The organism is Pseudomonas sp. GW821-FHT07G10, from assembly GCF_059418545.1.
On the sequence record NZ_JBWKQB010000002.1, the window covers coordinates 171,045 to 196,441 of the forward strand.

25 protein-coding genes and 1 pseudogene are annotated in these 25,397 nt (G+C 59.0%); 11 read left to right on the forward strand and 15 right to left on the reverse strand.

Translation table 11 applies throughout. The annotated features are described in order from the left end of the window. The first annotated feature begins 107 nt into the window (after positions 1-107). On the forward strand, positions 108-629 hold the full coding sequence (locus tag AC07O1_RS04035) for a DUF3617 domain-containing protein (protein ID WP_494990995.1): 522 nt from the start codon (positions 108-110) through the stop codon (positions 627-629). 114 nt (positions 630-743) lie between these two features. On the opposite strand, the gene AC07O1_RS04040 is transcribed toward AC07O1_RS04035, so the two are convergent. The 6 genes from AC07O1_RS04040 to folE2 are packed head-to-tail and all read right to left on the reverse strand — an operon-like array spanning position 744 to position 4,815. Continuing rightward, the gene (locus AC07O1_RS04040; protein WP_495088195.1) at positions 744-932 is read right to left on the reverse strand and encodes a hypothetical protein; all 189 of its coding nucleotides are present in this window, start codon (positions 930-932) and stop codon (positions 744-746) included. Positions 933-934: 2 nt separating this feature from the next. After that, on the reverse strand, positions 935-1,495 hold the full coding sequence (locus AC07O1_RS04045; protein ID WP_495010486.1) for a gamma carbonic anhydrase family protein: 561 nt from the start codon (positions 1,493-1,495) through the stop codon (positions 935-937). Beyond that, positions 1,492-2,376: a metal ABC transporter substrate-binding protein gene (locus AC07O1_RS04050; protein WP_495087984.1), complete on the reverse strand. Its 885-nt coding sequence runs from the start codon at positions 2,374-2,376 to the stop codon at positions 1,492-1,494. The genes AC07O1_RS04045 and AC07O1_RS04050 overlap by 4 nt, the downstream gene beginning before the upstream one ends. An 11-nt stretch (positions 2,377-2,387) precedes the next feature. Further along, complete coding sequence (locus AC07O1_RS04055) at positions 2,388-3,254, reverse strand: metal ABC transporter permease (RefSeq protein WP_495087985.1); 867 nt, start codon at positions 3,252-3,254, stop codon at positions 2,388-2,390. Continuing rightward, positions 3,254-3,922, reverse strand: coding sequence for a metal ABC transporter ATP-binding protein (locus AC07O1_RS04060; protein ID WP_495087986.1), 669 nt, complete (start codon positions 3,920-3,922; stop codon positions 3,254-3,256). Before AC07O1_RS04060 ends, AC07O1_RS04055 begins: the two co-directional genes overlap by 1 nt. Further along, on the reverse strand, positions 3,919-4,815 hold the full coding sequence (gene folE2, locus AC07O1_RS04065; RefSeq protein ID WP_495087987.1) for a GTP cyclohydrolase FolE2: 897 nt from the start codon (positions 4,813-4,815) through the stop codon (positions 3,919-3,921). The genes AC07O1_RS04060 and folE2 overlap by 4 nt, the downstream gene beginning before the upstream one ends. Before the next feature lie 122 nt (positions 4,816-4,937). Between folE2 and AC07O1_RS04070 the strand changes: the two genes are divergently transcribed. Next, complete coding sequence (locus tag AC07O1_RS04070; protein ID WP_495087988.1) at positions 4,938-6,152, forward strand: N-acetylmuramoyl-L-alanine amidase; 1,215 nt, start codon at positions 4,938-4,940, stop codon at positions 6,150-6,152. Here the strand turns inward: AC07O1_RS04070 and AC07O1_RS04075 are convergent. Further along, positions 6,149-6,529 (reverse strand): glutamine synthetase, encoded by a 381-nt coding sequence (locus tag AC07O1_RS04075; protein ID WP_494990987.1) that lies wholly within the window; start codon positions 6,527-6,529, stop codon positions 6,149-6,151. The two genes, AC07O1_RS04070 and AC07O1_RS04075, sit on opposite strands and share 4 nt — an antisense overlap. A gap of 127 nt (positions 6,530-6,656) precedes the next feature. Between AC07O1_RS04075 and zigA the strand changes: the two genes are divergently transcribed. Next, positions 6,657-7,865, forward strand: coding sequence for a zinc metallochaperone GTPase ZigA (zigA, locus tag AC07O1_RS04080; RefSeq protein WP_495087989.1), 1,209 nt, complete (start codon positions 6,657-6,659; stop codon positions 7,863-7,865). Next, positions 7,865-8,515, forward strand: a complete 651-nt coding sequence (locus AC07O1_RS04085; RefSeq protein WP_495087990.1) for a DUF1826 domain-containing protein — start codon at positions 7,865-7,867, stop codon at positions 8,513-8,515. The genes zigA and AC07O1_RS04085 overlap by 1 nt, the downstream gene beginning before the upstream one ends. A gap of 6 nt (positions 8,516-8,521) precedes the next feature. Here AC07O1_RS04085 and AC07O1_RS04090 read toward each other — a convergent pair. Further along, a pseudogene (locus tag AC07O1_RS04090) lies at positions 8,522-8,826 on the reverse strand (NADH:ubiquinone oxidoreductase). Between the two features lie 62 nt (positions 8,827-8,888). On the opposite strand from AC07O1_RS04090, the gene AC07O1_RS04095 reads away from it, so the two are divergent. Next, positions 8,889-9,860: a CobW family GTP-binding protein gene (locus tag AC07O1_RS04095; RefSeq protein WP_495087991.1), complete on the forward strand. Its 972-nt coding sequence runs from the start codon at positions 8,889-8,891 to the stop codon at positions 9,858-9,860. Positions 9,861-9,914: 54 nt separating this feature from the next. Here AC07O1_RS04095 and AC07O1_RS04100 read toward each other — a convergent pair whose 3' ends face one another. After that, positions 9,915-10,307 carry a DUF3301 domain-containing protein gene (locus tag AC07O1_RS04100; RefSeq protein ID WP_494990983.1) on the reverse strand — a complete coding sequence of 131 codons (393 nt, stop codon included), beginning with the start codon at positions 10,305-10,307 and terminating at the stop codon, positions 9,915-9,917. 116 nt (positions 10,308-10,423) lie between these two features. Here AC07O1_RS04100 and pdxY point away from each other — a divergent pair, with 116 nt between their 5' ends. Beyond that, complete coding sequence (gene pdxY, locus AC07O1_RS04105; protein WP_495010479.1) at positions 10,424-11,296, forward strand: pyridoxal kinase PdxY; 873 nt, start codon at positions 10,424-10,426, stop codon at positions 11,294-11,296. Between the two features lie 103 nt (positions 11,297-11,399). On the opposite strand, the gene AC07O1_RS04110 is transcribed toward pdxY, so the two are convergent. Continuing rightward, positions 11,400-11,882 carry an acyl-CoA thioesterase gene (locus AC07O1_RS04110; RefSeq protein WP_494990981.1) on the reverse strand — a complete coding sequence of 161 codons (483 nt, stop codon included), beginning with the start codon at positions 11,880-11,882 and terminating at the stop codon, positions 11,400-11,402. A gap of 298 nt (positions 11,883-12,180) precedes the next feature. Between AC07O1_RS04110 and AC07O1_RS04115 the strand changes: the two genes are divergently transcribed. Continuing rightward, positions 12,181-13,944, forward strand: coding sequence for a cation:proton antiporter (locus AC07O1_RS04115; RefSeq protein WP_495087992.1), 1,764 nt, complete (start codon positions 12,181-12,183; stop codon positions 13,942-13,944). Between the two features lie 45 nt (positions 13,945-13,989). Here AC07O1_RS04115 and AC07O1_RS04120 read toward each other — a convergent pair whose 3' ends face one another. The 4 genes from AC07O1_RS04120 to uvrD form a co-directional block, all read right to left on the reverse strand. After that, positions 13,990-14,397: an SMI1/KNR4 family protein gene (locus tag AC07O1_RS04120; RefSeq protein WP_494990979.1), complete on the reverse strand. Its 408-nt coding sequence runs from the start codon at positions 14,395-14,397 to the stop codon at positions 13,990-13,992. Between the two features lie 139 nt (positions 14,398-14,536). Continuing rightward, complete coding sequence (locus tag AC07O1_RS04125) at positions 14,537-15,412, reverse strand: Tim44 domain-containing protein (RefSeq protein ID WP_495087993.1); 876 nt, start codon at positions 15,410-15,412, stop codon at positions 14,537-14,539. A 182-nt stretch (positions 15,413-15,594) separates the two neighbouring features. Next, positions 15,595-16,035, reverse strand: a complete 441-nt coding sequence (locus AC07O1_RS04130; protein ID WP_495087994.1) for an EamA family transporter — start codon at positions 16,033-16,035, stop codon at positions 15,595-15,597. A gap of 21 nt (positions 16,036-16,056) precedes the next feature. Then, positions 16,057-18,240: a DNA helicase II gene (gene uvrD, locus AC07O1_RS04135; protein WP_494990976.1), complete on the reverse strand. Its 2,184-nt coding sequence runs from the start codon at positions 18,238-18,240 to the stop codon at positions 16,057-16,059. 244 nt (positions 18,241-18,484) lie between these two features. Between uvrD and AC07O1_RS04140 the strand changes: the two genes are divergently transcribed. The 3 genes from AC07O1_RS04140 to AC07O1_RS04150 all read left to right on the forward strand — a co-directional run bounded on the left by AC07O1_RS04140 (position 18,485) and on the right by AC07O1_RS04150 (position 22,888). Beyond that, complete coding sequence (locus AC07O1_RS04140; RefSeq protein ID WP_495087995.1) at positions 18,485-21,355, forward strand: putative bifunctional diguanylate cyclase/phosphodiesterase; 2,871 nt, start codon at positions 18,485-18,487, stop codon at positions 21,353-21,355. 263 nt (positions 21,356-21,618) lie between these two features. Next, positions 21,619-22,485, forward strand: a complete 867-nt coding sequence (gene hexR / locus AC07O1_RS04145; RefSeq protein ID WP_494990974.1) for a transcriptional regulator HexR — start codon at positions 21,619-21,621, stop codon at positions 22,483-22,485. 190 nt (positions 22,486-22,675) lie between these two features. Next, positions 22,676-22,888, forward strand: coding sequence for a PA3496 family putative envelope integrity protein (locus tag AC07O1_RS04150; RefSeq protein ID WP_494990973.1), 213 nt, complete (start codon positions 22,676-22,678; stop codon positions 22,886-22,888). Here the strand turns inward: AC07O1_RS04150 and AC07O1_RS04155 are convergent. Continuing rightward, positions 22,830-23,792 (reverse strand): LysR family transcriptional regulator, encoded by a 963-nt coding sequence (locus AC07O1_RS04155; RefSeq protein ID WP_495022636.1) that lies wholly within the window; start codon positions 23,790-23,792, stop codon positions 22,830-22,832. The two genes, AC07O1_RS04150 and AC07O1_RS04155, sit on opposite strands and share 59 nt — an antisense overlap. A gap of 189 nt (positions 23,793-23,981) precedes the next feature. On the opposite strand from AC07O1_RS04155, the gene AC07O1_RS04160 reads away from it, so the two are divergent. Then, positions 23,982-25,397, forward strand: coding sequence for an acetyl-CoA carboxylase biotin carboxylase subunit (locus AC07O1_RS04160; RefSeq protein ID WP_494990971.1), 1,416 nt, complete (start codon positions 23,982-23,984; stop codon positions 25,395-25,397).

The window sequence follows — 25,397 nt, forward strand, 5'->3', positions numbered from 1 at the left end:
CAATGCTTAACAGACCATGTTCTACGGTGAATGTCGCTATTTAATTCGCCATGCAACTGAAGTAGGTTGCTGACGTCTAACGGCCACTATTCTCTAGGAGTTACTCGATGAACGTTCGTCTGCTGGGTTTGGCCATGGTTGTTGGCTTGTCACTTCCTGTCGCTGCTCAGGCGCAAATGTTGCAGCCTGGGTTGTGGGAATTGACGTCGAGCAATATGAAGGTCGATGACCAGAACCTGCCTGATCTGCAATTGATCCTTGGCCAGTTACAGAGCCAGATGACCCCGGAACAACGGGCAGCGCTAGAGCAGCAGGGCATCACCATGGGCGGCAAAGGTATTCGAGCTTGTCTGACTCAGGCCCAAGTGCAGTCCGACAACATTCCGCTGACGGATCCGCAATCGGGCTGCAAGCAGGAAATCACCGACCGCGCCGGCAATCAGTGGAAATTTCGCTTCAGCTGCCCGAAAGCGCAGGGCACCGGTGTCGCCACTTTCCTCAGTGATCGAGAGTTCACGACCAAGGTCAACGGCACCTTCAATGCCACCGGCATCCAGCAGAAGGGCAGCCTGGACACCCGAGCGGTGTGGATGGGGCAAGACTGCGGTACGGTCAAGCCACGAGCGTGATGATGGTTCCCACGCTCTGCTTGGGAATGCAGCCCGTGACACGCTGCGTCACAAAGCGGACGCGGAGCGTCCATTGAGGCGTTCCCACGCAGGAGCGTGGGAACGATCTAGTCACTAATTAGCGTTGGTTTCCAACCCCAATCGCCCACACACCCGATGAACACTCATCTGCCCCAAACCCTCCCCATTGCGGCTACGCAAACTTACATACTTCACGATGCGACCGTGGTCCAGCAGTAGATCGGCGTCGAACTCATGACCTTCGTTGACCAACCGGGCGTTGCGAATCAGCACACTGCTCATGTTCAAAACTCGTTCTGCAGGGCTTTGTAGCCGCGCACCAGATCGACGTTGGTCCGCGCCACGTCCTCGGAAAACTCCGAAGCACTGACGCTGACTGGCGGGAACTGCGACAGGTCGGTCTTGGGTCCGATGCGGGTGGTCGACGGTACGTAGAAGTCTTCAGGCAGATCCCTGCCATCGACCACCGAGTTGTGCCGCACCACACAGCCGTCGCCGACCGCACAGTTGAACAACACGCTGTTGAAGCCGATGAACACCCGATTGCCGACGGAGCATGGCCCGTGAACGATGGAGCGGTGGGCGATCGAACTGAACTCGCCGATCGTCACCGCCGCGCCGGATTTTGAATGGATCACCACGCCGTCCTGGATGTTCGAATTGGCGCCGATGCTGATTGGCTCCATCTGACCTGAGTCGTCCACTTCGTCGGCACGAATCACCGCATAGGGGCCGACGAAGACGTTCTCGCCGATTACCACCTTGCCGCAGATGATCGCGGTTTTATCCACATAAGCGGACTCGGCGATCAGCGGCAGATCGCCTGACGGGTTCTTTCGAATCATGGCTTGCTCAAGGCGTCGTACAGCGTGTTGAGGTTGTATTCGAAGAGCCCGGCGAAGGTACTGGCCGGACCTGTGGCGGCGAGGGCGTCGGAGTACAAAGTGCCGCCGATATGCGCGCCGCTTTCTTCGGCGATTTGCTTGAGCAAGCGCGCGTCTTTGATGTTTTCCATGAACACCGCTTTGACCTTGGCCTGACGGATCTGGGTGATCAGCGCAGCGACTTCGGCGGCGGAGGGTTCGCGCTCGGTGGACAAACCTTGAGGCGCCATGAAGTTGATGCCGTAAGCCTGGCCAAGATAGCCAAAGGCATCATGGGAGGTGACGATCTTGCGGTTTCCCGGTGGCAGGGAACCGAGCTTGGCTTTGGCGTCGGCCAGCAGACGGTAGATCTGTTTCAGGTAGGCCTGGCTGTTACGTTCGTAGTCGGCTTTGTTCGCCGGATCCGCTGCGATCAGCGCCTTGGTGATGTTGTTCACATAGAGTTCGGTGTTCGCCAGGTTGTGCCAGGCATGCGGGTCGGGAATGGTCTCGCCGTCTTCATCCATGGTTCGCGGGATGACGCCACGGCTGGCGGTGATCACCGGGGTTTTGGTCTCGGTGCTGGTGACCAGGCGATCCAGCCATGGTTCGAAACCCAAGCCATTCTTGATGATCAGCCTGGCCTTGAGCAGCGCTTTGGCATCGTCCGGGGTGGGTTCGTAGGTATGGGCGTCTGCGTCCGGACCGACCATGTTGGTGATCTGAATATGCTCACCACCGACTTGATGGGTCATGTCGGCGAGAATGCTGAAGCTGGTGACGACCTGAAGTTTTTCTGCCGCGGATGCTGTCGAGAGCGACAACGGCAGCAGCAGACTGAACAGCACGAGTAGAGCGCGCATCGGGAAACACCTCATTGGGATGTAAGCAAAGGTGGGCGGCGCAGCAAACCGTGCACCGGACCGAACACCACGGACAGCAGGTAAAAACCGCCAGCCACCAGCACGATGGCCGGACCGCTGGGCAGCGAGTAGTAGAACGACAGCAACAGACCAAGCCACACCGAGAGGCAACCGAGCACCGCGGCGATGACCATCAACACTGGCAAGCGTCGACTCCAAAAACGCGAAGCGGCGGCGGGCAACATCATCAAACCGACCACCATCAGTGCGCCGATGGCCTGGAAGCCGATGACAAGATTCAGCACCACCAGGGTCAAAAACAGCCCGTGTGCCAACGGTCCGAGACGGCTGACGGTTTGCAGAAACAGCGGGTCGAGGGTGTCGAGCAACAAGGGGCGATAGATCAGCGCCATGGCAGTCAGACTGAAACCCGAGACCCAAAGCATGCCGGCCAACGTCAGTCCGTCGACGGCAAGCGCGGAGCCAAATAGCAGGTGGAGCAGGTCCAGACGTTTGCCGGCGATCCCGAGAATCAGCACACCGCAAGCCAGGGAAATCGGGTAGATCGCCGCGAGACTGGCGTCCTCTCGCAGGCCGGTACGGCGGGTGATCCATGCTGCGAGCCCGGCCATGCCCAGGCCGGCACCGAGGCCGCCAACGGTCAGCGCCGTCAGGCTCAAACCGGCGTACCAGAACCCCAAGGCGGCGCCGGGCAAGATCCCGTGAGCCACCGCGTCGCCGATCAGACTCATGCGCCGCAGGATCAAAAACACCCCGAGTGGGGCAGTGCTACAGGCCAATACCAAACCGCCAAGAAGCGCCCGGCGCATGAAGACGAATTCGTGGAACGGTTGCCAAAGCGCAGCAGCGGCGACCATTACGCCACCTGCGTCTGAGGTAGTTGGGTGATCAGTTCGGCACTTGGCGCAAGTATGCAGCCGCTGCTTTTGATCAGCAGCGTTTGAGGAATGTGTTGGCGCACTGCAGCCAGGTCATGGCAGACGACGACCAACGTCCGACCTTCGGCATGCCAGGCGTGGATGTGTTTCCAGAGCAATGTCTGGCCGAGCTCGTCGAGCGCGGCGTGGGGCTCGTCGAGTAACAACACCGGCGCATCGCCCAGACTCAAACGGGCTAGTAGGGCTCGCTGCAATTCACCGCCCGACAACGCCATCAATGGGCGATGTTCCAGGCCACTCAAGCACCAGTCTTCCAGTACGGTTTGCAGGCGTTGGTTGCGCATCTGTGGGGTTTGCTTGCTGCCCCAGAATCCAGCGGCGACCAGCTCTTGCAGACTGATGGGGAACTGTCGGTCCAGATGCTGTTGTTGCGCAAGGAAAGACAGGCTGCCGCGTCGTGGAACATCCAGCTCGACTTTGCCAGCCAGCGGCCTCTGTAACCCAGCGATAACTTTCAGCAGGCTGCTTTTGCCCGAGCCGTTAGCGCCGATTACCGCGGTCAGGCTGCCGTTCGCCAGTTCGAAATCAACGGGGGGAGTCAGCGGTTGACCGGGAGCGCCCCAGCGTAATGCTTGGCAACGGATCATGCGGCCTCCCAGTTCCAGCAACTTTCGGCCACAGCGTCGTGGGCGTGCAGGCTTTCGGCGTGGATAACGCGCAGGAGGAAGGCGTTGATACCCGGGGATCTTTTCAAGGCCAGATTCAAGCGTCGAGCGGCGTCTTCGCAGAACATCAGGTTTTGACCATTGGCCAAGGCGAAGGCTTGTTCGTCGGCGCGTTTCACCGCGGTTTGAACGGCGGTGCCGAGGGCTGCTTCAGCGTCATTGATCACCGTGATCAATGGCAAGCTTTCGAGACAGTCGTCCAACCGCAGCTGCAACTGCGCGCTGCTGCGCTGGCTATGAGGTGTCGCAACGATGCCTTTTGAGGAGCCGAGCCAGGCCAGAACGTCGGCGTGCTGCAACGCTTTGTTGGCGAAGTCCTCGACGAATTGCTGCTGAATTAGCTGTCTCGACAGTGCGGCTGAGCACGGGCAAGTTGAGGAATAACTAACCTCAATTTTTAGTTCCACGTGGAACATTGCGTTTTTCAGCCGCGCTTCGATGCTCACCGGGTAGGTTTTCCAACCCGACAGCGGACTGACCAACGCTGGCCGCTTAAACAGTAGATCGGTGTGAATACGCAGATAGGCGCTGTTGGATAACCCATCATGGCTATCGAGAAAACGTTGAAGAACCTGACGTAAAAGTAGCGGTGTGAGGTTTTCCTGTTCGAGCATTTCCAGCGCCAGATACAGACGTGACATATGAATGCCACGCGCCTCGCCATCATCGAGACTCACGCCTGCATCCGCTTTTGCGCTCATTCGCTGGCCATCGAACAACATGGGTAGAGCAATGCCGCACATGCCCACCCACTCGAGTGGCAAGGCTTGGCGTGAGGCCTGCGCGGCGATATCCGGCAGAGTCAGCGCGTTCATAAGCAGGTCCATCGTCGGAGATAAAATCGTATGTTATGTTATAACACTAAAATTGACGATGCCTTTTTCAATCTCCCTTAGTCATGTCGAGTACGGATGCTCTTCTATCAACGGTATATGTCATGCACAGACGGCAATTGCTCAACCTGCTCCTGGCCAGTGCGGTGCTGGGTTTACCTTGGGGCGTATCCGCCTCCCAAATCCGCAATGCCCGGCTCTGGCGTTCGGATGATAAGCTGCGGCTGGTGCTCGATCTGAGCGGACCGGTGCAGTACAAGACCTTCTCGCTGACCGCGCCGCAGCGGCTGATCATCGATGTGAGCGGCGCGCGCCTGAGTGGCGACTTCAGTCAGTTGGCGCTGACCGACACGGTGATTCGTTCGATCCGCTCAGGGCATTTTGGGCAAGGCGATACACGGATCGTGCTCGACCTCACCGGGCCGGTACAGCTCAACAGCTTTCAGTTGCCGCCGCAGGACGGGCAGGGCCATCGGCTGGTGTTCGATCTGACCAGCTCTGCCCACGCGCCTATACAGATTGCCGCTGCGCCTTTGATTCAGCGTGAAACACCTGTGGATAAAGCCCACCCCAAGCGCGACATCATGGTGGTGATCGACCCCGGCCATGGCGGTAAGGATCCAGGCGCGGTTGGCGCCAAGGGTGAGCGCGAAAAAGATGTGGTGCTGTCCATTGCGCAACTGTTGGCCAAGCGACTGAAGCGAGAAAAGGGGTTTGACGTGAAGCTGGTGCGCAACGATGACTTCTTCGTGCCGCTGCGAAAACGCGTGGAGATCGCCCGCAAGCACAACGCCGACATGTTCATTTCGGTGCATGCAGACGCTGCGCCAAGGCTTACGGCGTCCGGTGCTTCGGTGTATGCCTTGTCCGAGGGCGGCGCGACATCCGCCACGGCGCGGTTCATGGCGCAACGGGAAAACGGCGCCGACCTGCTGGGCGCCACCAACCTGCTCAATCTGAAGGACAAAGACCCGATGCTCGCCGGGGTGATTCTCGACATGTCGATGAGCGCGACCATCGCTGCCAGTTTGCAGTTGGGCAGCACGGTGCTCGGTAGCCTCGCCGGGATCACCACGTTGCATCAGAAGCGCGTGGAACAGGCCGGGTTCGCGGTGCTTAAGTCGCCGGACGTGCCTTCAATCCTGGTGGAAACCGGCTTCATCTCCAACAGCCGCGACAGTCAGCGGCTGGTCGCCCCACGGCACCAGCAGGCGGTGGCCGACGGCTTGTTCGAAGGGTTGCAGCGCTACTTCCAGAAGAATCCACCGGTGAATAGCTACATGGCCTGGTTGCAGGATCAGAAAAAAGCCCAGGTCTAACAGCCGCTGATACGGCTGCAAGTGAACTTGGCACTGGCGCCACCGGAGCTGGAGAAGCGATTGATAGTGGTCCAGCCAACACGGCGGCTGTAGCCGACCCAGGCTTCGCCGTCAGAGGCGATGCCTGTGAAGAACGTCAATTGCCCGTAGCGGCTGTTGGTCTGCGCCCAGTAGCGTTTGCCGATTACTTCGAAACCCCGAAGATACGTGGTGCTGCCGGCCGTGGCGACGCTATAGGCATTGCCATCGGCATCCACGCACGCCAGCAGGTTGGCGCTGCGGGTGCAGTTGGCAAGCGTTCTCGGCAGTTGCGCGAAGGCGTTGCTCGCGGCAAACAGCGTAAGGCCCAACAGCGTGTATTTCAGTGCGTTGCGCATGGGGTTTCTCGTGAGGCGGGTTGGCGCAAGCATTGCGCCCTTCGTCGCAGGGAACAAGAGGGGATTGGCTTAATTGAGTTGTTATATTATAACATTAAAATAAGTCCCGCTCTGATGAGACACCCTGATGCCCAATCGTCTTCCCGTTACCGTGCTCTCCGGCTTTCTCGGCGCCGGTAAAAGCACGCTGCTCAACTACGTTCTGCGCAACCGCGACAACCTTCGAGTGGCGGTGATCGTCAACGACATGAGTGAGATCAATATCGACGGCAGCGAGGTTCAGCGCGATGTCAGCCTGAACCGCGCCGAAGAGAAACTCGTCGAAATGAGCAACGGTTGCATTTGCTGCACCCTGCGTGAGGATTTGCTGGAAGAGGTCAGCAAATTGGCCAGGGACGGTCGTTTCGACTACCTGCTGATCGAGTCCACGGGTATTTCCGAGCCCTTGCCAGTGGCGGAAACCTTCACCTTCCGTGATGACGCGGGTCAGAGCCTGGCCGACATCGCCCGGCTCGACACCATGGTCACGGTGGTCGACGGTATGAACTTCCTGCTCGACTATCAAGCGGCCGAAAGCCTCGCCTCCCGTGGTGAAACCCTGGGCGAGGAGGACGAGCGTTCGATCACGGATCTGTTGATCGAGCAGATCGAATTCGCCGACGTGATTCTGATCAGCAAAATCGATCTGATCAGCCGCAGCGACCGCCAGGAGCTGATCGCCATTCTCGAACGGCTCAACTCCCAGGCAGAAATAATCCCCATGGTGATGGGTGAAGTACCGCTGAAGAAGATCCTCAACACCGGGCGTTTTGACTTCGAACGTGCCGCTCAGGCGCCGGGCTGGTTGCAGGAGTTACGCGGTGAGCACGTCCCGGAAACCGAGGAATACGGCATCGCCTCGACGGCTTATCGGGCGCGACGCCCCTTCCATCCGCAGCGCTTTTTCAGCTTCATCGACCGCCCGTGGGTGAACGGCAAACTGCTGCGTTCCAAGGGTTTTTTCTGGCTGGCCAGCAAGCATCAGGACGCTGGAAGCTGGTCCCAGGCTGGCGGTTTGATGCGTCATGGCTTTGCCGGACGCTGGTGGCGATTCGTGCCGAAACCGCAGTGGCCACAGGATCAGGAAAGCACCTCGGCGATCATGGAAAACTGGGCCGCCGCCACCGGTGATTGCCGTCAGGAACTGGTGTTCATCGGTCAGAACATCGACTTCGCCCTGCTCACTGCCGAGCTTGATAGCTGCCTGCTGACCGACGACGAAATGGCCGTGGGTGTGGAAGGCTGGCGACTGATGGTCGACCCTTTCGGCCCTTGGCATGAAGAGGAGGCGGCTTGATGCTCGCGCCCAGTCTGAAGCTGCGTCCGATAATTCGTCAGGTCCGGGGTGATACACCAGAAGCGCTCACTCAAATTCTGGACGACGGAGTGAATCTGGCTGTCTGGCAACGCCACCTGCCAGTGCATGTCGCCGATTTCGGCACGTTGCTGCTGTCCTTGGGTGAGCCGCTGGCAGAGTCGTTATCGCTGGAGTTGGCCAATGATGATTCAGAACCGAATCTGCAAGGTCTGGCCTCAGGCTTCAGCGACCTGGAGGGCTACGAAGGATTTATCGCCGACATCTCCTGGCTGGTCAGCGCCTTCGCCTGCTTGCTGGGCGCCAAGCGCATCGGCCTGCGTCTGCGGGTGCTGGACAAGGCCATGTGCCCGCGCTTCCACGTCGATCATGTGCCGGTGCGTCTGATCACCACTTACGCCGGCATCGGCAGCCAATGGCTACAAGAGGGGGCGATGGATCGTCGGCAACTGGGCAAGGTCGACGCCGAGCCGCAAGACTTCTCAAAGATTCAGCAAGTCGCCTGCGGTGAAGTGGCTTTGCTCAAAGGCGAGAAATGGCATGGCAACGAAGGCTTCGGCCTGATCCATCGCTCGCCGCAACCGGCACCGGGTGAACGCCGACTGATTCTGACCCTCGACTGGCTGAGCTAGGCGCACTCAAGGTTTCAGCCATTTGCCCTGGCTCTGGCTTTCGCAGAACGGCTGCGAATACGTTGCATCAGTGGCCACGCCGTAATAGTGAATATCCTGCCGGTAAGGCATATTGGCCACTTGGGCGTTGCTGCAAACGCCGAAGGCTCCGGCGGGGCACTGCTTGGTGAACGCTACGTCGACTTTCTGGCCGGCCAGTCTGGGTTGGCAGAAGCCGTCGTTGAACAGTTTTTCGGGACGTCGCGGTTCTGCTGACAGACCTTGACGTCGAGCCGTTGTGCCTGGCTGTGGACCACACAGGCCTGGGCCAACGCCTCACAGCAATGGCAGCCATATCACCCGCATCATTCACCTCTTTAGAAAACTGTCGAACATGCTGCAGAACATTCCCACCCACGTCATTGCCGGGCCGCTTGGCGCCGGCAAGACCAGCCTGATCAAGCACCTGCTGGCGCAGCGGCCGGCCCATGAGCGCTGGGCGGTGCTGATCAATGAGTTTGGTCAAATCGGCCTGGATGCTGCGTTGCTGACTCAGGACGCCGATGGTATTGCGCTGGGTGAGGTGGCAGGCGGTTGCTTGTGTTGCGTGAATGGAGCGCCGTTTCAGATTGGGCTTGGGCGTTTGTTGCGTAAGGCGCGGCCAAACCGGTTGTTTATCGAACCTTCCGGATTGGGCCATCCGGCGCAGTTACTCAAACAATTACAGGATGCGCCGTGGCAGGGCGTTTTGGCCGTTCAGCCGTGTGTGCTGGTACTGGATGCCCAAGCGCTGGCCGCCGGGAAACCACTGCCGCAAGCGCAGCAGGAAGCGCTTTCCAATGCGGGTCTGTTGGTACTGAACAAGGACGAGCGGCTCAGCGATGCGGATCGCCAGCGGATCATCAAACAATTGCCCGATTGTCCGATGTGCTGGACGCAGCAAGCCGCTTTGCCATTGTCCGAATTACCCGGTGTGCAGAACCAGGCAAACGCGGGTGTGGATAACTTCACCGCGCCTAAAGGCCAGGCAAAGATGCCCTCGATCTGGACTGATCCGGCGCAGCCGATTTGTCTGAGCCAGCAACAGGAAGGCGACTGGAGTATTGGTTGGCGTTGGCATCCGAGTCAGCGATTCGATGCGACGCGGGTTCTGCAATGGCTTCAAAGCCTTGAGTGGCGGCGGGCCAAGCTGGTTATCCACAGCGCCGACGGCTGGGTGTCAGCCAACGCAGTGGATAACTCGAGTCTGCACTGGCAGCCCAGTGAATGGCGGCGTGATTCACGTATCGAATTGATTTTCAGCGAGCCGCAGGACGTGGCAGCGCTGCAAAACATCTTGGCCGGGTGCCGCGTAGTGCAGGCTTGACCCACGCGTACCCCTTGCAGGAGCTGGCGCAGCCTGCGATCTTTTGCCTTTGCGTCAACTACTGCGCTTGTTATGTTCTTGGCGCCACTGGTTCAGTTCGATTATTTCAGCACTCGGGAGTGGGGTTTTGACCTCGAACGGGTAGGGCGCCAGCTCGATTTGTGAGCTGTGGGCGCCAAACTGGGTGATGGTGCCTGAATGGCGTGTCTCGCCGGTTACGGTGAACTCGAAGTTATAGATGCGGGCCAGGCGTCGTCTACCGTTGGCATCCTTGACGAAGCCAATACGCTTCAACGCGACGTTGCCGTCCAGCAGTTCGATATCGAGCTTGGCGCAATGCTGCTTGACCCTCTCCAGTGCCCGCTCGCGCAAGCCGTGGTTGTGCCACAGCCAGGCGGCGCCGGTCGCCAGCAGCATCAGCACGAAGATATTTCCCAGGGTCAGCATGAACGAACGCTCCAACAAAGTAGTGTCAGCTTAACTGTGTCTCCGGTCTGTCGTACAGGCTGCGTTTAGTCGCATACTGCGCGGCTCGAATTTCAATCGGTTTACGGAAATCTCGCATGAAACGTACACCCCATTTGCTCGCCATCCAGTCTCACGTGGTCTTCGGTCATGCTGGCAACAGTGCTGCGGTTTTCCCCATGCAGCGGGTCGGGGTGAATGTATGGCCACTCAATACCGTGCAGTTCTCCAACCATACTCAGTATGGACAGTGGGCGGGAGAGGTGTTGGCACCGCAACAGATTCCGGCGCTGGTGGAAGGGATAGCGGCGATTGGCGAATTGGGTAACTGCGACGCGGTGCTGTCCGGATACCTTGGCAGCGCGGCCCAGGGGCGGGCAATTCTTACCGGGGTGGAGCGGATCAAGGCGATCAATCCCAAAGCCTTGTACCTTTGCGACCCGGTGATGGGCCATCCTGAAAAGGGCTGCAGTGTGCCGGCCGAAGTCAGCGACTTCCTGCTGGACGAAGCTGCGGCGATGGCTGACTTCATGTGCCCGAATCAACTCGAGCTGGACAGCTTCTCCGGGCGCAAGCCACAGTCGCTGTTCGATTGCCTGGCCATGGCGCGAGCGCTGCTGGCACGCGGTCCGAAGGCGGTGCTGGTCAAACACCTGGATTATCCCGGCAAGTTGCCGGACGGCTTTGAGATGTTACTGGTGACCGCCGAGGGCAGTTGGCACCTGCGTCGGCCGTTACTGGCTTTTCCGCGCCAACCGGTGGGTGTCGGTGACCTGACGTCCGGTCTGTTTCTGGCTCGGGTGCTGCTGGGGGACAGCCTGCTGGCGGCCTTCGAGTTCACCGCCGCGGCGGTACATGAAGTGCTGCTGGAAACCCAGGCCTGCGCCAGCTACGAGCTGGAGTTGGTGCGAGCCCAGGACCGGATTGCCCATCCAAGGGTGCGGTTTGAGGCGACGGCGATCAGCCTCTGAGCTGAGTCAGGCAAGTCCCAAGGCTGGCATAACCTTGTGGCGAGGGGGCTTGCCCCTTCGCCACAGGTCAGGCGCTCGCCTGATCGTCCTTGAATGACGGCCCTCAGGCGTCCGACTTGATTTCCTGATAACGCTTTTCCAGCTCCTGACGAATCTGGCGGCGTTGCTTGGCCTGCATAAAACGGCGTTTGTCTTCGCTGTTTTGCGGTTGCAGCTGAGGCACGACGGCAGGTTTGCGCTGGTCGTCGACCGCTACCATGGTGAAAAAGCAGCTATTGGTATGGCGCACCGAGCGCTCACGAATGTTCTCCGTCACCACCTTGATTCCCACCTCCATCGAGGTGTTGCCGGTGTAGTTGACCGAAGCAAGAAAGGTTACCAATTCACCAACATGGATCGGCTCACGGAAGATCACCTGATCCACCGACAGGGTGACCACGTAGCGTCCGGCATAGCGGCTGGCGCAGGCGTAGGCGACTTCGTCGAGATACTTGAGCAGGGTTCCGCCGTGGACATTGCCAGAGAAATTGGCCATGTCGGGGGTCATCAATACCGTCATCGACAGCTGGGCGTTTCCGGGTTCCATAGCTCACTACTCACGATTCTAGGCAGGGATTTTGGGAGCACCTCTGCGGGCGCCTGGTCAGTTTTTCAAAACCATCTTTAACGGGACGCCGAACCGGTGAAGGCCGTCACGCCCGGATCGATCTGTTTCCATATATTGCACCGCCTTTCTGCCGGAAGTCGCGGTGTTACCCTTCAAAAGCCTGTCCCGAGGGCATTTTCTACCTGAGATTCAGATTTGTAGTTCACTCAATCACGCCATTGTTGGCGTTCCGGTGATCGAACGACTGTGTCAGCACCTGACCCAAGGAGCCCGCGCCATGCACGCCATCAGTTTCATTCAGGACCTGGCAGTGATCATGTTGGTCGCGGGGGTGGTGACCATTCTTTTTCATCGGCTCAAACAGCCGGTGGTGCTCGGCTATATCGTCGCCGGCTTCATCATCGGGCCGCACACGCCACCTTTCGGTCTGATCCATGACGAGCAGACCATCAAGACCCTGGCAGAGCTCGGGGTGATTTTTCTGATGTTCTGTCTTGGGCTGGAGTTCAGCCTGCGTAAATTGTTCAGGGTAGGGGCTACGGCGTTTATCGCGGCATTCCTCGAAATCGTGCTGATGATCTGGATCGGTTACGAAATCGGCCGCTGGTTCGACTGGAACACCATGGACTCGTTGTTCCTCGGCGCCATCCTGGCGATTTCCTCGACAACCATCATCGTCAAGGCCCTCAACGACCTGAAGATGAAAAACCAGCGCTTTGCGCAGCTGATCTTCGGTGTGTTGATCGTTGAAGACATTCTCGGGATTGGCATCATCGCGCTGCTTTCGAGTATTGCGGTCAGCGGCACCGTCAGCTCCGGAGAAGTGTTTTCCACGGTCGGCAAGCTCTCATTGTTCATGATTGTCGCCCTGGTGATCGGCATTTTACTGGTGCCACGGCTGCTGGCCTATGTGGCCACATTTGAAAGCGACGAGGTGTTGCTGATCACCGTGTTGGGTCTGTGCTTTGGCTTCTGTCTGCTGGTGGTCAAGCTGGAGTACAGCATGGTGCTGGGGGCATTTCTGATTGGCGCGATTATGGCCGAGTCGCGCCAATTACTGAAAATAGAGCGATTGATCGAGCCGGTTCGCGACATGTTCAGCGCCATCTTCTTTGTCGCCATCGGCTTGATGATCGACCCACAGATTCTGCTGCAATACGCTTGGCCGATTGCAGTGATCACTGTCGCTGTGGTGCTGGGCAAAATGTTGTCCTGTGGGCTGGGCGCCTTTATCGCGGGCAATGACGGACGCATCTCACTGCGGGTTGGCATGGGGCTTTCGCAGATCGGCGAATTTTCTTTCATCATTGCGGCCTTGGGTATGACCTTGCAGGTCACCAGCGATTTTCTCTATCCGGTGGCTGTGGCCGTGTCGGCTATCACCACTTTACTGACTCCCTACCTGATTCGTGCGGCCGACCCGTTGTCGCTAAAGCTGACAGCGGTGATGCCGCAGCGTCTGGCTCGTGTACTTGGGATGTACGGTGAATGGCTGCGAAGCATCCAGCCCCAAGGGCAGGGCGCGCTGTTGGCCAAAATGATTCGGCGGATCCTGTTACAGGTGGGGGTCAATCTGGCGCTGGTGATGGCGATCTTTTTCTCTGGCGGTTTTTTCGCCGGGCGTATTGGCGGTTATCTTCAAGGCTGGATCAGCGATCCAGGATGGCAGAAGGCGCTGATCTGGGGAGGGGCATTGCTGTTGTCGTTGCCGTTTTTGATCGCCGCTTATCGCAAACTCAAAGCGCTGTCGATGTTGCTGGCGGAGATGGGCATGAAGGCTGACATGGCCGGTCGTCATACCCAGCGGGTGCGGCGGGTGATAGCCGAGGTGATACCGATTCTGTCGTTGCTGGTGATCTTCCTGCTGCTGGCGGCATTGTCGTCGAGCATTCTGCCGACCACCGAGCTGTTGATCCTGATTGCCGTCGTTGCGGCGGCTGTCGCAGCACTTCTGTGGCGCTGGTTTATCCGCGTGCATACGCGGATGCAGGTTGCCCTGTTGGAAACCCTGGATAACCACAACGATTCTGCCGAACATTGAGGCCCGCTCCAGTCTGGCGCTGGAAGCGGGCTCAAGCGGTCGGGATCAGCTTTCCAGCCAGACGTCCCGCGCCCAATGCCATACAGATTCCCAGGTCTCTTCGGTAACCAGTTCTTCTTCGGCGGACCACAGCACCACAGTGCCGTCTTCCTCGACGCAGTAATAGTCATCACCGTCCTGGCAGATCGGGATCAACTCCCGGGGAACACCGGCGTCCCAGGCGTTGGCCGCAACATCAGGCAGATAGGTATGGGATTGTGGATCCGTGACGGTTACCGGCTCCAGGCTGCCATAGACAACATCGCTGACGGTCAACAGGAATTCCTTGAAGACAAAGGGAATGTCGATGAACAGCTGTTCTTCGATCTCCACCAGTAGATCTTCATCTGGCAGTTCCAACGGGACCGGCACAGGTTCATTTTTTTCACGCAGTTCTTCAATGACTTCTTCCACGACCTCAATCCTCTTGCTCAATGGCGCGGTTTATATGGGGGCGGTTTATACAGTAGCTCGCTATAAGTGCAACTGCGAAATAGAAAACCCCAGCCGAGGCTGGGGTTTTGTTTCAACATACTCGACGCAGAGTATCGGATCAGCCGTTTTGGCGGATACCGGCCACCAGCCAAGGCTGGTTCTCGCCCTGCGGGCGTTCCATGTTCCAGCTTTCGCTGAACACTTCGCCCTGGTCGAAACGAGAGGTTTTCGACACGCCGCTGAAGGTCAGGGTGGCGACAGTCTTGTCGGCGCGATCATCCACGCCGTCCAGCTGAACATTGAGGTTGTCGATGTAGGTGGACTGGAAACCGTTGCCCAGATCAGCACGTTCGCGCTTGAGGAACTCCAGCAGTTGCGGGGTCACGAACTCGGCGATCTTGTCCATTTCGTTGGCGTCCCAGTGCTGCTGCAGGGACTGGAAGTGGTTGCGCGCGGCTTCAACGAAACGCTGTTCATTGAACCAGGCTGGTGCGTTGATCACCGGACGAGCGGCAGCAGGTGCTGCCGAACCACCGAAGATCGGCCCTTGAGCCGGTTTTTGCTCGAATACTTCACGCTGCATCGGTGCGTGGCCAGCTGGAGTCATGTGCTCTTGCTGCTTGCGGCGACGAGCGGCAATGAAGCGGAAGATCAGGAAGGCAATGACCGCCATGATCAGGATGTCGAAGATCTGCATGCCATGGAAGCCGCCGCCCATGAACATGGAGGCCAGCAGGCCACCGGCAGCGATGCCGGCCAGAGGGCCGAGCCAGCGCGAAGCTCCGCCGGCTTTGGCGGCAGCGCCTGCGGCACCGGCAGCCCCTGCAGTAGCAGCGGCAGAGCCAGCGCCCGAAGAGGACGGGGCCATCTGGCTGGTCTGGTGGGTCGGCGCAGCGCCGACGCTTTTGCCGCCACCAAAACGCTTGGCGTTGGCGTCGAGGCTCATCGTCAGGCCGATGCACAACGCCATGGCGATGCTAAGAAAACGTTTCATAAAGGGAATTCCCATTTGTGGATGGCACGCGTGCCATGTTGCACAGGTGAAGTGTCACTGGCTAGCGGCAGAGTGTTTCGGGCTTTTGCCTGGTCGTCTGCCATGAAGCGCAGTCAGTGGCGTAGGGCCGGTAATGTTTGGGCTGTAGGCCTGATGGATAAGTTCTGTAGGAATGTCTTTTTTTAGCGCCGTAAGGCCAACATTACTACACCGGAGGTGATCAGGCCGATTCCGCCCCATTGGCGCAGGTCGAGCTTTTCACCCAGCAGGATCACCCCGAGCACCGCCACCAGCACCACGCTGAGCTTGTCCACTGGCGCCACCAGCGACGCAGGCCCCAGCTTCAGTGCGCGGAAGTAGCAAATCCATGAGGCGCCCGTTGCAAGTCCGGACAGCAACAGAAACAGGTAGCTCTTCGCCGAGATCGATCCTAATGACTGATATTGGCCCGTGGCGTACAAAATCAAGGCCAGACTGACCAATACCACTATGGTGCGCAACAGGGTGGCAAAGTCGGAGTTGACGTTTTCAATGCCAATTTTGGCGAAGATCGCCGTCATGGCCGCGAACGCCGCCGAAAGCAGGGCCCAGAATGTCCAGGAAGAGAAAAAACCCGAGCCCATGTACTTCTACCTTCAATAAAGTCAGATTGCTTCCAGCTTGGCGTAACCCAGCATCAACCATTTGCTGCCTTCGCTGAAATTCACTTGCACCCGTGCCTGGGCGCCAGCGCCTTCGAAGTTGAGGATCACTCCTTCGCCGAACACCGAGTGTTGTACGTGCTGGCCGAGACTGAACGCGGTTTCCGGGATCTCGGTGCCGCTGAACATGCTGCTCGAACTTTGTTTCTGGCCGCTGCCGAACGGTCGGCTGACGCTATTGGACAGCCGCACTTCCTGAATCAGGCCTTTCGGTACCTCGCGTACGAAGCGTGAAACCTTGTTGTAAGTCTCGCTGCCATACAGGCGTCGGGTTTCGGCGTAGGTCATCACCAGATTCTGCATCGCCCGGGTGACGCCCACGTAGGCCAGGCGGCGTTCCTCTTCCAGGCGGCCAGGCTCTTCCAGGCTCATCTTGTGCGGGAACAGACCTTCTTCCATGCCCACCAGGAACACATAAGGGAATTCCAGGCCCTTGGCGCTGTGAAGTGTCATCAACTGAATGCTGTCTTCGTGCTCGTCGGCCTGGGTATCGCCGGCTTCCAGCGACGCATGGCCAAGGAAGGCGGCCAGTGGCGACAGGTCGGCGTCTTCTTCGGCATTCTCGAAGTTGCGCGCGGCACTGACCAGTTCCTCAAGGTTTTCTACCCGAGCCTGGCCTTTCTCGCCCTTTTCCGCCTCGTGGTAGGCGATCAAACCGGACTGCTCGATGACCGTCTGGGTCATCAGGTGCAGTGGCATGTCCACGGTTTTGGCCGCAAGGTTCTCGATCAGCTCGACGAATACCCCAAGGGCACTGGCTGCACGACCGGTCAGGCCTTTATTGGCGACCAACAGGCGCATGGCTTCCCACATCGACACATCGCTGTGGCGTGCGTGCTCGCGAATCGCTTCGACGGTTTTCTCGCCGATGCCGCGGGCCGGAACGTTGATCACCCGTTCCAGCGCTGCATCGTTGCCACGACCTTCGAGCAAGCGCAGGTAGGCCATGGCGTTCTTGATTTCGGCGCGTTCGAAGAAGCGTTGGCCGCCGTAGATCCGGTAAGGGATGCGTTCGCGCAGCAGCGCTTCTTCGAGTACCCGGGATTGGGCGTTGGAGCGATACAAAATGGCGATATCGCTGCGGGCCAGGCCAGTTTTCAGGGCGCTTTCGATGGTTTCCACGACGTAGCGCGCTTCATCGTGCTCGTTGAAGGCCGCGTACAGATTGATCGCTTCGCCTTCGCCGCCGTCGGTCCACAGCTCTTTGCCCAAACGGCCGGTGTTGTTGGCGATCAAGGCGTTGGCAGCCTTGAGGATCCCGGCGGTGGAGCGGTAGTTCTGTTCCAGACGAATGGTTTCAGCGTCCGGGAAGTCTTCGGAATACTGGTAGATGTTCTCGATCTTCGCGCCGCGCCAGCCATAGATCGATTGGTCGTCATCGCCAACTACCATCAAGCTGTCGCCGCCCTTGGCCAGCAGCCGCAACCAGGCGTACTGCACGGCGTTGGTGTCCTGGAATTCGTCCACCAGTATATGGCGGAAGCGCTTTTGATAATGCGCGAGCAAGCCTGGGTGATCGCGCCACAGATCGAGGGCGCGCAGCAGCAGCTCGGAAAAGTCGATCACCCCGGCGCGCAGGCAGGCGGCCTCGTAGGCTTCATAGATGCTGCGCATGGTGGCCAGGAACAGATCGCCGCTGGCTTGTATATGTTGCGGGCGCAGACCTTCGTCCTTCTGCCCGTTGATGAACCACTGTGCCTGACGGGCCGGCCAGCGTTGTTCGTCCAGCCCCAGCTCGCGGATTACCCGCTTGACCAGGCGTTGCTGGTCATCGCTGTCGAGGATCTGGAAGGTCTGGCTCAAACCGGCTTCCTGCCAGTGCGCCCGCAACAGGCGGTGCGCCAGGCCGTGGAAGGTGCCGACCCACATACCGGCCGGGCTGATGCCCATCAACTGCTCGATGCGATGACGCATCTCGGCAGCGGCCTTGTTGGTGAAGGTCACCGACAGGATTGAGTGCGAGGAGGCCTGCTCGACCTGGATCAACCAGGCGATGCGGTGTACCAGCACACGGGTTTTACCGGAACCAGCACCGGCCAGGACCAACTGACGACCCACGGAGGCAGCTACAGCCTGGCGTTGGGCATCGTTGAGAGAGTTCAGCAGAAAGGAGAGATCATCGCGCATCGGAGCATTCTAGGGTGCTGGGCCACACCGGGCAAACCGAGCTTTGGTTTAACCGATAAAAAGAGACGGGGGACGACCGGTCAGTCATTCGCTGCAGGCGTTGGCAGGGCTCGCTTGAGCGGTCCGGGGAGGGAATCAGACGCAAATTGTTTGTCGATTTTATGATCTGGAGCAGTTTGGTCCGGGCGGTTGCTTGTGTATGCTCCTGCGACGTTTCGGGCTCACCATTATAAGAACATTGCCTATGACACTCAGCCCTGGCCTGCCGGGCCCCTCTGTGGAACCGCGGGTTATACGCAAGCACTACGCCATGGAGATGGCGGTCGAACGCACGCGTTTGCTTTATCAAGGCTCGCTGCTGCCCACGTTGTTCATGTTGCTCAATGGTCTGGTCTGCGTCTGGTTGCTCTGGAGCCCGCAGCGCTATTTGCTGGTCAGCATTTGGCTGGTCTGGCTGCTGACATTGGTGGCGCTACGGGTCATTCAGGTAGCGGCCTTCGACTCCGCAATGCCGAGCCGCCAGGCGCAGCCGATCTGGCGGCGGATGTTCCTGCTTGGCTCCGGCATGAGCGGTTTGACCCTGGCTTGTGCCGGCATCGCCCTGGTGCCGACCGACAGTTTCCTGCAACAGGCCTGGGTCTTTGGCCTGATCGGTGCGGCGACGCTTTCGGCCAGCGTCGCCTATGCAGTCAGTCTGCCGGCATTCCTGTCCTTTACCTTGCCGTGTCTGTTGCCGGCGATTGGCTATTTATTCTGGGGTGGTGACGAACAGCAGCAAGGCTGGGGCTGGCTGGGGGTGATTCTGCTGGCCTCCTTGAGTGTCGTCGCCTGGCAGGTTAATCGGTTGATTCATCATGGTTTGCAGCGGCGCTTCCAGAACCAGGCGCTGATCGAGCATTTACAGCAAGCGCAAAGTCGCAGCGAACAGCTGAACCAGGAACTGGCCCGGGAAATCGACCAGCGTCGCAGTGCCGAAGAGCAACTGCGTGAGGCTCAGACCAGTCTGCAAAGCCGGGTTTCGCAACGCAGCCTGGAACTGGACGCGGCGAATCAGGCCTTGAGCAAAAGCGAAGCGCGTCTGGGGTTGGCCTTAAAGGCCAGTGAATTGGGGTTGTGGGACTGGAATCTGCAAACCGACGAGGTGCATCACACGCAGCTTAAAGAGCTGTTTGGCCTGGAGCCGGAGTACGTGACTGCGATGCTCAGCCATCTCAAGCCGCGTTTGCATCCACAGGATCTGCTGCCGCTCAAGCGCGCACTGGTCGAGCATTTGAAGGGCCGCACCGAGGATTATTCGATTGAGTACCGCGTGCGCCATGGCGACGGGCATTGGGTGTGGATCGAGGACCGCGGGCGGGCAGTGGAGCGAGGGGAAAACGGTCGAGTGATCCGTATGGTCGGTACCCGACGCGACATCAGCACCAGCAAAGAGCTGGAAGAGCAGCGTCGGTTGGCGGCCACGGTGTTCGAAGCGGCCAGCGAAGGTATCGTGATTCTCGATCCGAATTACGCGTTAATCGCGGTCAATCAGGCGTTCAGCCGGGTGACCGGTTACCAGATCGAAGACATGCTCGGGCGTAACGTTGTCGAGTTGCCTGGCAGTCGTGACGCGCGCCGGTACTACCCGGTGATCCATCAGGCTCTGGAGCAACACGGCAGTTGGCAGGGGGAGTTGGTCGAGGCACGCAAGAACGGCGAGCTGTATCCGCAATGGCTCCAGCTCAACGTCGTGCGCGATATTCGAGGAAATGTCAGCCATATCGTCGGCTTTTTCACCGATCTCTCCGCCCGACGCGAATCCGAAGAGCGCATGCGCTATTTGACCCATTACGACGAACTGACCGGTTTGGCCAATCGCTCACTGTTCCGCGAGCGGCTGCACGACGCCCATCAGCGGGTGCGCCAGGGCGGCCGAAGCCTGGCGTTGCTGCATATCAATCTTGATCGCTTCAAATTGCTCAATGACAGCCTAGGCCATGAAATCGCCGACCAGTTGTTGCAGAAAATGGCACGCCGACTGGTCAATGCGCTACCGGAGGCCGACACCATCGCGCGTTTATCCGGCGATGAATTTGCGGTGCTGTTCGACGCTTATGGCAACTTGTCCAGCCTGGCCCGGGTAGCGACCCGGCTAGCGACCAAACTGCGGTTGCCGCTGACGGTGGAAGGGCATGAGCTGGTGGTCAGTGCCTCGATGGGTATCAGCATGTTGCCGGACAATGCACGGGACATTTCGACGTTGGTCAGTCAGTCGAATATGGCCATGCAACATGCCAAACATTTGGGCGGCAACAATTTCCAGTTCTACACCGAAAGTCTGCAAGCCAGCACTCTGGAACGCCTGCAACTGGAAAACCAGCTGCGCAAGGCAATCGAAGAGCAGCAGTTGATGGTGTTCTACCAACCGAAGCTGTGTCTGGCGACGGGCCGCTTGAATGCCGCTGAAGCCCTTGTTCGCTGGGATCACCCGACCATGGGGCGGGTGCCGCCAGGCGACTTTATCGGGCTTGCCGAAGAAACCGGGCTGATCGGTCCGATCGGCGAGTTCGTGTTGCGTCAGGCCTGCTGGCAAGCCTGCGAATGGCAACGTCAGGGGCTGGAGCCGATCCGGGTCTCGGTCAATCTGTCGGTGCATCAATTGCGTCAGGGCAAGCTGGTCAGCCTGGTTCGCCAGGTGCTTGAGGAAACCGGTCTGGCGCCGCACTACCTGGAACTCGAACTGACCGAAAGCCAGCTGCTGGACAGCGTCGAGCACATCATCGCAACCTTCCAGCAACTACGTGATCTGGGAGTGAAACTGGCGATTGACGACTTCGGTACCGGGTATTCGTCGTTGAGTTACCTCAAGCGCATTCCGGTGGACTACGTGAAGATCGATCAAGCGTTTATTCGCGGTTTGGCCGAGGGTAGTGGAGACGCGGCGATCACCCGGGCAATCATCGCCATGGCCCATGGGCTGTCACTCAGAGTGGTGGCTGAAGGGGTCGAGCGTCCGGAGCAGCTTGAGTTTCTCAAGGCTGAGGGCTGTGATGAAGTGCAGGGGTATCTGATTAGCCGGCCGGTGGAAGCCGCAGGGTTGGCGGATTTATTGCGCGCGGATGAGCGCTTTTTGTAGCCGCTGCCGAAGGCTGCGTTCGGCTGCGAAGCGGCCGTAGATTGGATGAATGCAGCTTTCAGGAAAATTGCGGTCGTAAATTTTACGACCGCTTCGCGGCCGAACGCAGGCTGCGCCAGCTGCTACATAGCGCGCGGCCGGCCAAAATAGGGGGCGGCAAGGCGATTCAGTTACGCATTGAGCGGGCAAAAAGCGCATTCATGTAGTATAACTACAAAATGGCTACATCCCTGGCGTCTGCCAATAACAACGAGTCCAGCCCTTTGAATCTGTTGCAACACATCGCCCAGTCACGCCACCTGTTACGCAAGTCGGAGCTCAAGGTCGCCGATCATGTGCTGCTTGACCCCGCGGCTGTGATGCACAGTTCCATGGCCGATCTTGCCCACAGCGTTGGCATCAGCGAGCCGACCATCGTGCGCTTCTGCCGTGCCATCGGCTGTTCGGGCTTCCAGGACTTGAAGCTGAAACTGGCGCAAAGCCTGGCGGCAGGTGCGAGCTTCGGGCAGTTCGCGATCCATGAAGACGACTCGGTTGCCGACTACAGTCTGAAGATTTTCGACACCACCCTGCATACGCTGATGGAAGTGCGCGAGAAGCTCGACCCGGCGGCCTTGCAGCGTGCGGTCACCGCCATGTCCCAGGCCCAGCGCGTCGAGTTCTACGGCTTTGGTGCGTCTGGCGCGGTGGCGGCGGATGCTCAGCACAAATTCTTCCGCTTGCTGCTGACCGCCGCAGCCTATTCCGACCCGCACATGCAGGCGATGTCGGCGGTGACGCTGAAACCTACCGACGTGGCGATCTGTATTTCCCAGTCCGGGCGCTCCAAAGACCTGTTGATCACCGCCAACCTGGTCCGCGAAAGCGGCGCGACGCTGATCACCTTGTGCCCGAGCCAGACGCCGTTGGCCGAGCTGTCGACTGTCAACCTGGCGATCGACGTGCACGAAGACACCGAAATCTACACGCCGCTGACTTCGCGTATTGCTCACCTTGTGGTGATCGACGTGTTGGCGATGGGCGTAGCCATGGCCCGTGGCCCGAGCCTGGTCAACCACCTCAAAAGCGTCAAACGCAGCCTGCGCAGCTTGCGTCTGTCGCCCAAGTCGGTCAAAGCGCTGGACGATTGATAGCTGGAAGGTCGTTCCGACCTTATCGCGGGCAAGCCTCGCTCCTACAAGAGCGCCACAAATCCGTGTAGGGGTGAGGCTTGCACTATCGCCACCCGGTAACTTTCACATCCTTGTAATCCACGCGCAGCCAAATCGTCATCCCTGACGTCCATCGTGTAACTCCCGTACTCGTCTTGGGAGACTCGAAATGGCCCAGCACTACGAAGAACGCAACAGCGCCGTCAAAACCCGCCGTCAGCAGGAAGATCAGCGCCGCATGGCATTCCGTCGCGCGATTGAGCACCGTTGTGAGCAGCGTCAGTTGCTCGCCGAGATTGGTGACTTTCCCGACTCGGCGGAGCTCAATTACTGGCAGGCAGCGCCAGCAACTTCCCGTCGAAACGCTCAACCAGCCCGCTGATCTGTACCCGTTCGCTGCGGATAAACCCCAGGAACGCATGCGCCACCGGTGACAGGCGCTTGGCTTTGGCCTGTACCACGCACCAACTGCGGTACAGCGGTAACTCCTCCACCGGCAACTCTTTGAGCGTGCCGGTTGCCAACTCAAGGTTCAGGGCGTGGCGCGTCAACAGCGCTACGCCCAAACCTGCCACTACACACTCGCGCTGAGCTTCCGCCGAAGCGACCTCCAGGGTTTGTGTGAAGTGCACACGCTTCTCCTTGAAATACTCCTCACACGCCAGTCGTGTGCCCGAGCCTTGCTCGCGCAGCAGCAGCGTATAGGGTTCGAGATCCTGCAAACGCAGCGGCCCCATGTGGCATAGCGGATGGTCCGGCGGTGCCACGGCGATGATCGGGTTGTTGAGGAACGGCAGGAACTCCAGGCCCATGTCCTGCGGGACCATGGACATGATCACCAGGTCGTCGCGGTTATCCGAGAGGCGCCGAATGGCCTGCGCGCGGTTGATCACGGTCAGCTGCAGGTTGACCTCCGGGTGCTGGCGCTTGAAGGCGGCGAACAGGTGCGGCACGAAGTACTTGGCGCTGGATTCCACAGCCAGTTTCAGTTGCCCCTGCAGTGAGCCCTGCATGTCCGAGAGCTGCATGTCGAGGTTTTCCAGGCGCCCGAAAATATCCCGGCTGGCCCGTTGCAGGGCCTCAGCGGCCTCGGTCATGTAGAGTTTCTTGCCTACATAATCGAACAATGGCTGACCAATCAGCTCTTCCAGCTGACGAATTTGCAGGCTGACGGCCGGCTGTGTGAGAGACATTTCCTCAGCTGCACGGCTGTAGGACCGCAGATCGCAGACTTCATTGAAAATCTGAAGCTGGCGCAATGTCATACGCATCAAGGACTTACGCATTTTTAGAAACTCTGGCCGCAGGCTTGTCCGTCAACTATAAGTCTTTGCTTATGAGCGACCCAATTATTATTGATTTTTGTTAATTCCTTGAGCGGGATAGTGTGGCTATGCGACTGAACTGAAACATTTAGTCACGCGCCGACCTGGTTTAGCAGGTCGTCAGTGCCATCGGCTCAAGGGAACCTCCAAGTGATAAAAAAAATCCTGATCGCCAACCGTGGGGAAATTGCCGTACGAATCGTGCGTGCGTGCGCCGAGATGGGCATTCGCTCGGTCGCGATCTATTCTGACGCCGATCGCCATGCATTGCATGTGAAGCGCGCGGATGAAGCCCACAGCGTTGGTGCCGAACCCCTGGCCGGTTACCTGAATCCGCGCAAGCTGGTGAACCTGGCAGTGGAAACCGGTTGCGATGCATTGCACCCAGGTTACGGTTTCCTGTCGGAAAATGCTGAACTGGCAGAAATCTGCGCCGAGCGCGGTATCAAATTCATTGGTCCGTCGGCAGAAGTGATTCGCCGCATGGGCGACAAGACTGAAGCGCGCCGCAGCATGATCAAGGCCGGCGTGCCAGTGACCCCGGGCACCGAAGGCAACGTCGCGGACATCGCCGAAGCGCTGGTCGAAGGCGACCGCATCGGTTACCCGGTGATGCTCAAGGCCACCTCCGGTGGCGGCGGCCGCGGTATTCGTCGCTGCAACAGCCGCGAAGAGCTGGAGCAAGCTTTCCCGCGGGTGATTTCCGAAGCGACCAAGGCGTTTGGTTCGGCGGAAGTCTTCCTGGAAAAATGCATCGTCAATCCAAAGCACATCGAAGCGCAGATCCTCGGCGACAGCTTTGGCAACGTGGTTCACCTGTTCGAACGTGATTGCTCGATCCAGCGCCGCAACCAGAAGCTGATCGAGATCGCCCCAAGCCCGCAACTGACCCCTGAACAGCGCGCCTACATCGGCGACCTGTCGGTGCGCGCAGCCAAGGCTGTGGGCTACGAGAACGCCGGTACCGTGGAGTTCCTGCTCGCCGAGGGCGAGGTGTACTTCATGGAGATGAACACCCGGGTCCAGGTAGAGCACACCATCACCGAAGAAATCACCGGCATCGACATTGTTCGCGAACAGATTCGCATCGCTTCCGGTCTGCCGCTTTCGGTGAAACAGGAAGACATCCAGCACCGCGGTTTTGCGCTGCAGTTCCGGATCAACGCCGAAGACCCGAAAAACAACTTCCTGCCGAGTTTCGGCAAGATCACCCGTTACTACGCCCCCGGCGGTCCCGGCGTGCGCACGGATACGGCGATCTACACCGGTTACACCATCCCGCCGTTCTACGATTCCATGTGCCTGAAACTGGTGGTGTGGGCGTTGACCTGGGAAGAGGCGATGGACCGTGGTTTGCGCGCCCTCGACGACATGCGTCTGCAAGGGGTCAAGACCACCGCCGCCTACTACCAGGAAATCCTGCGTAACCCGGAATTCCGTAGCGGTCAGTTCAACACCAGCTTCGTTGAAAGCCACCCTGAGCTGACCAACTACTCGATCAAGCGCAAACCCGAAGAGCTGGCCCTGGCCATCGCCGCCGCCATCGCCGCCCACGCAGGCCTGTGA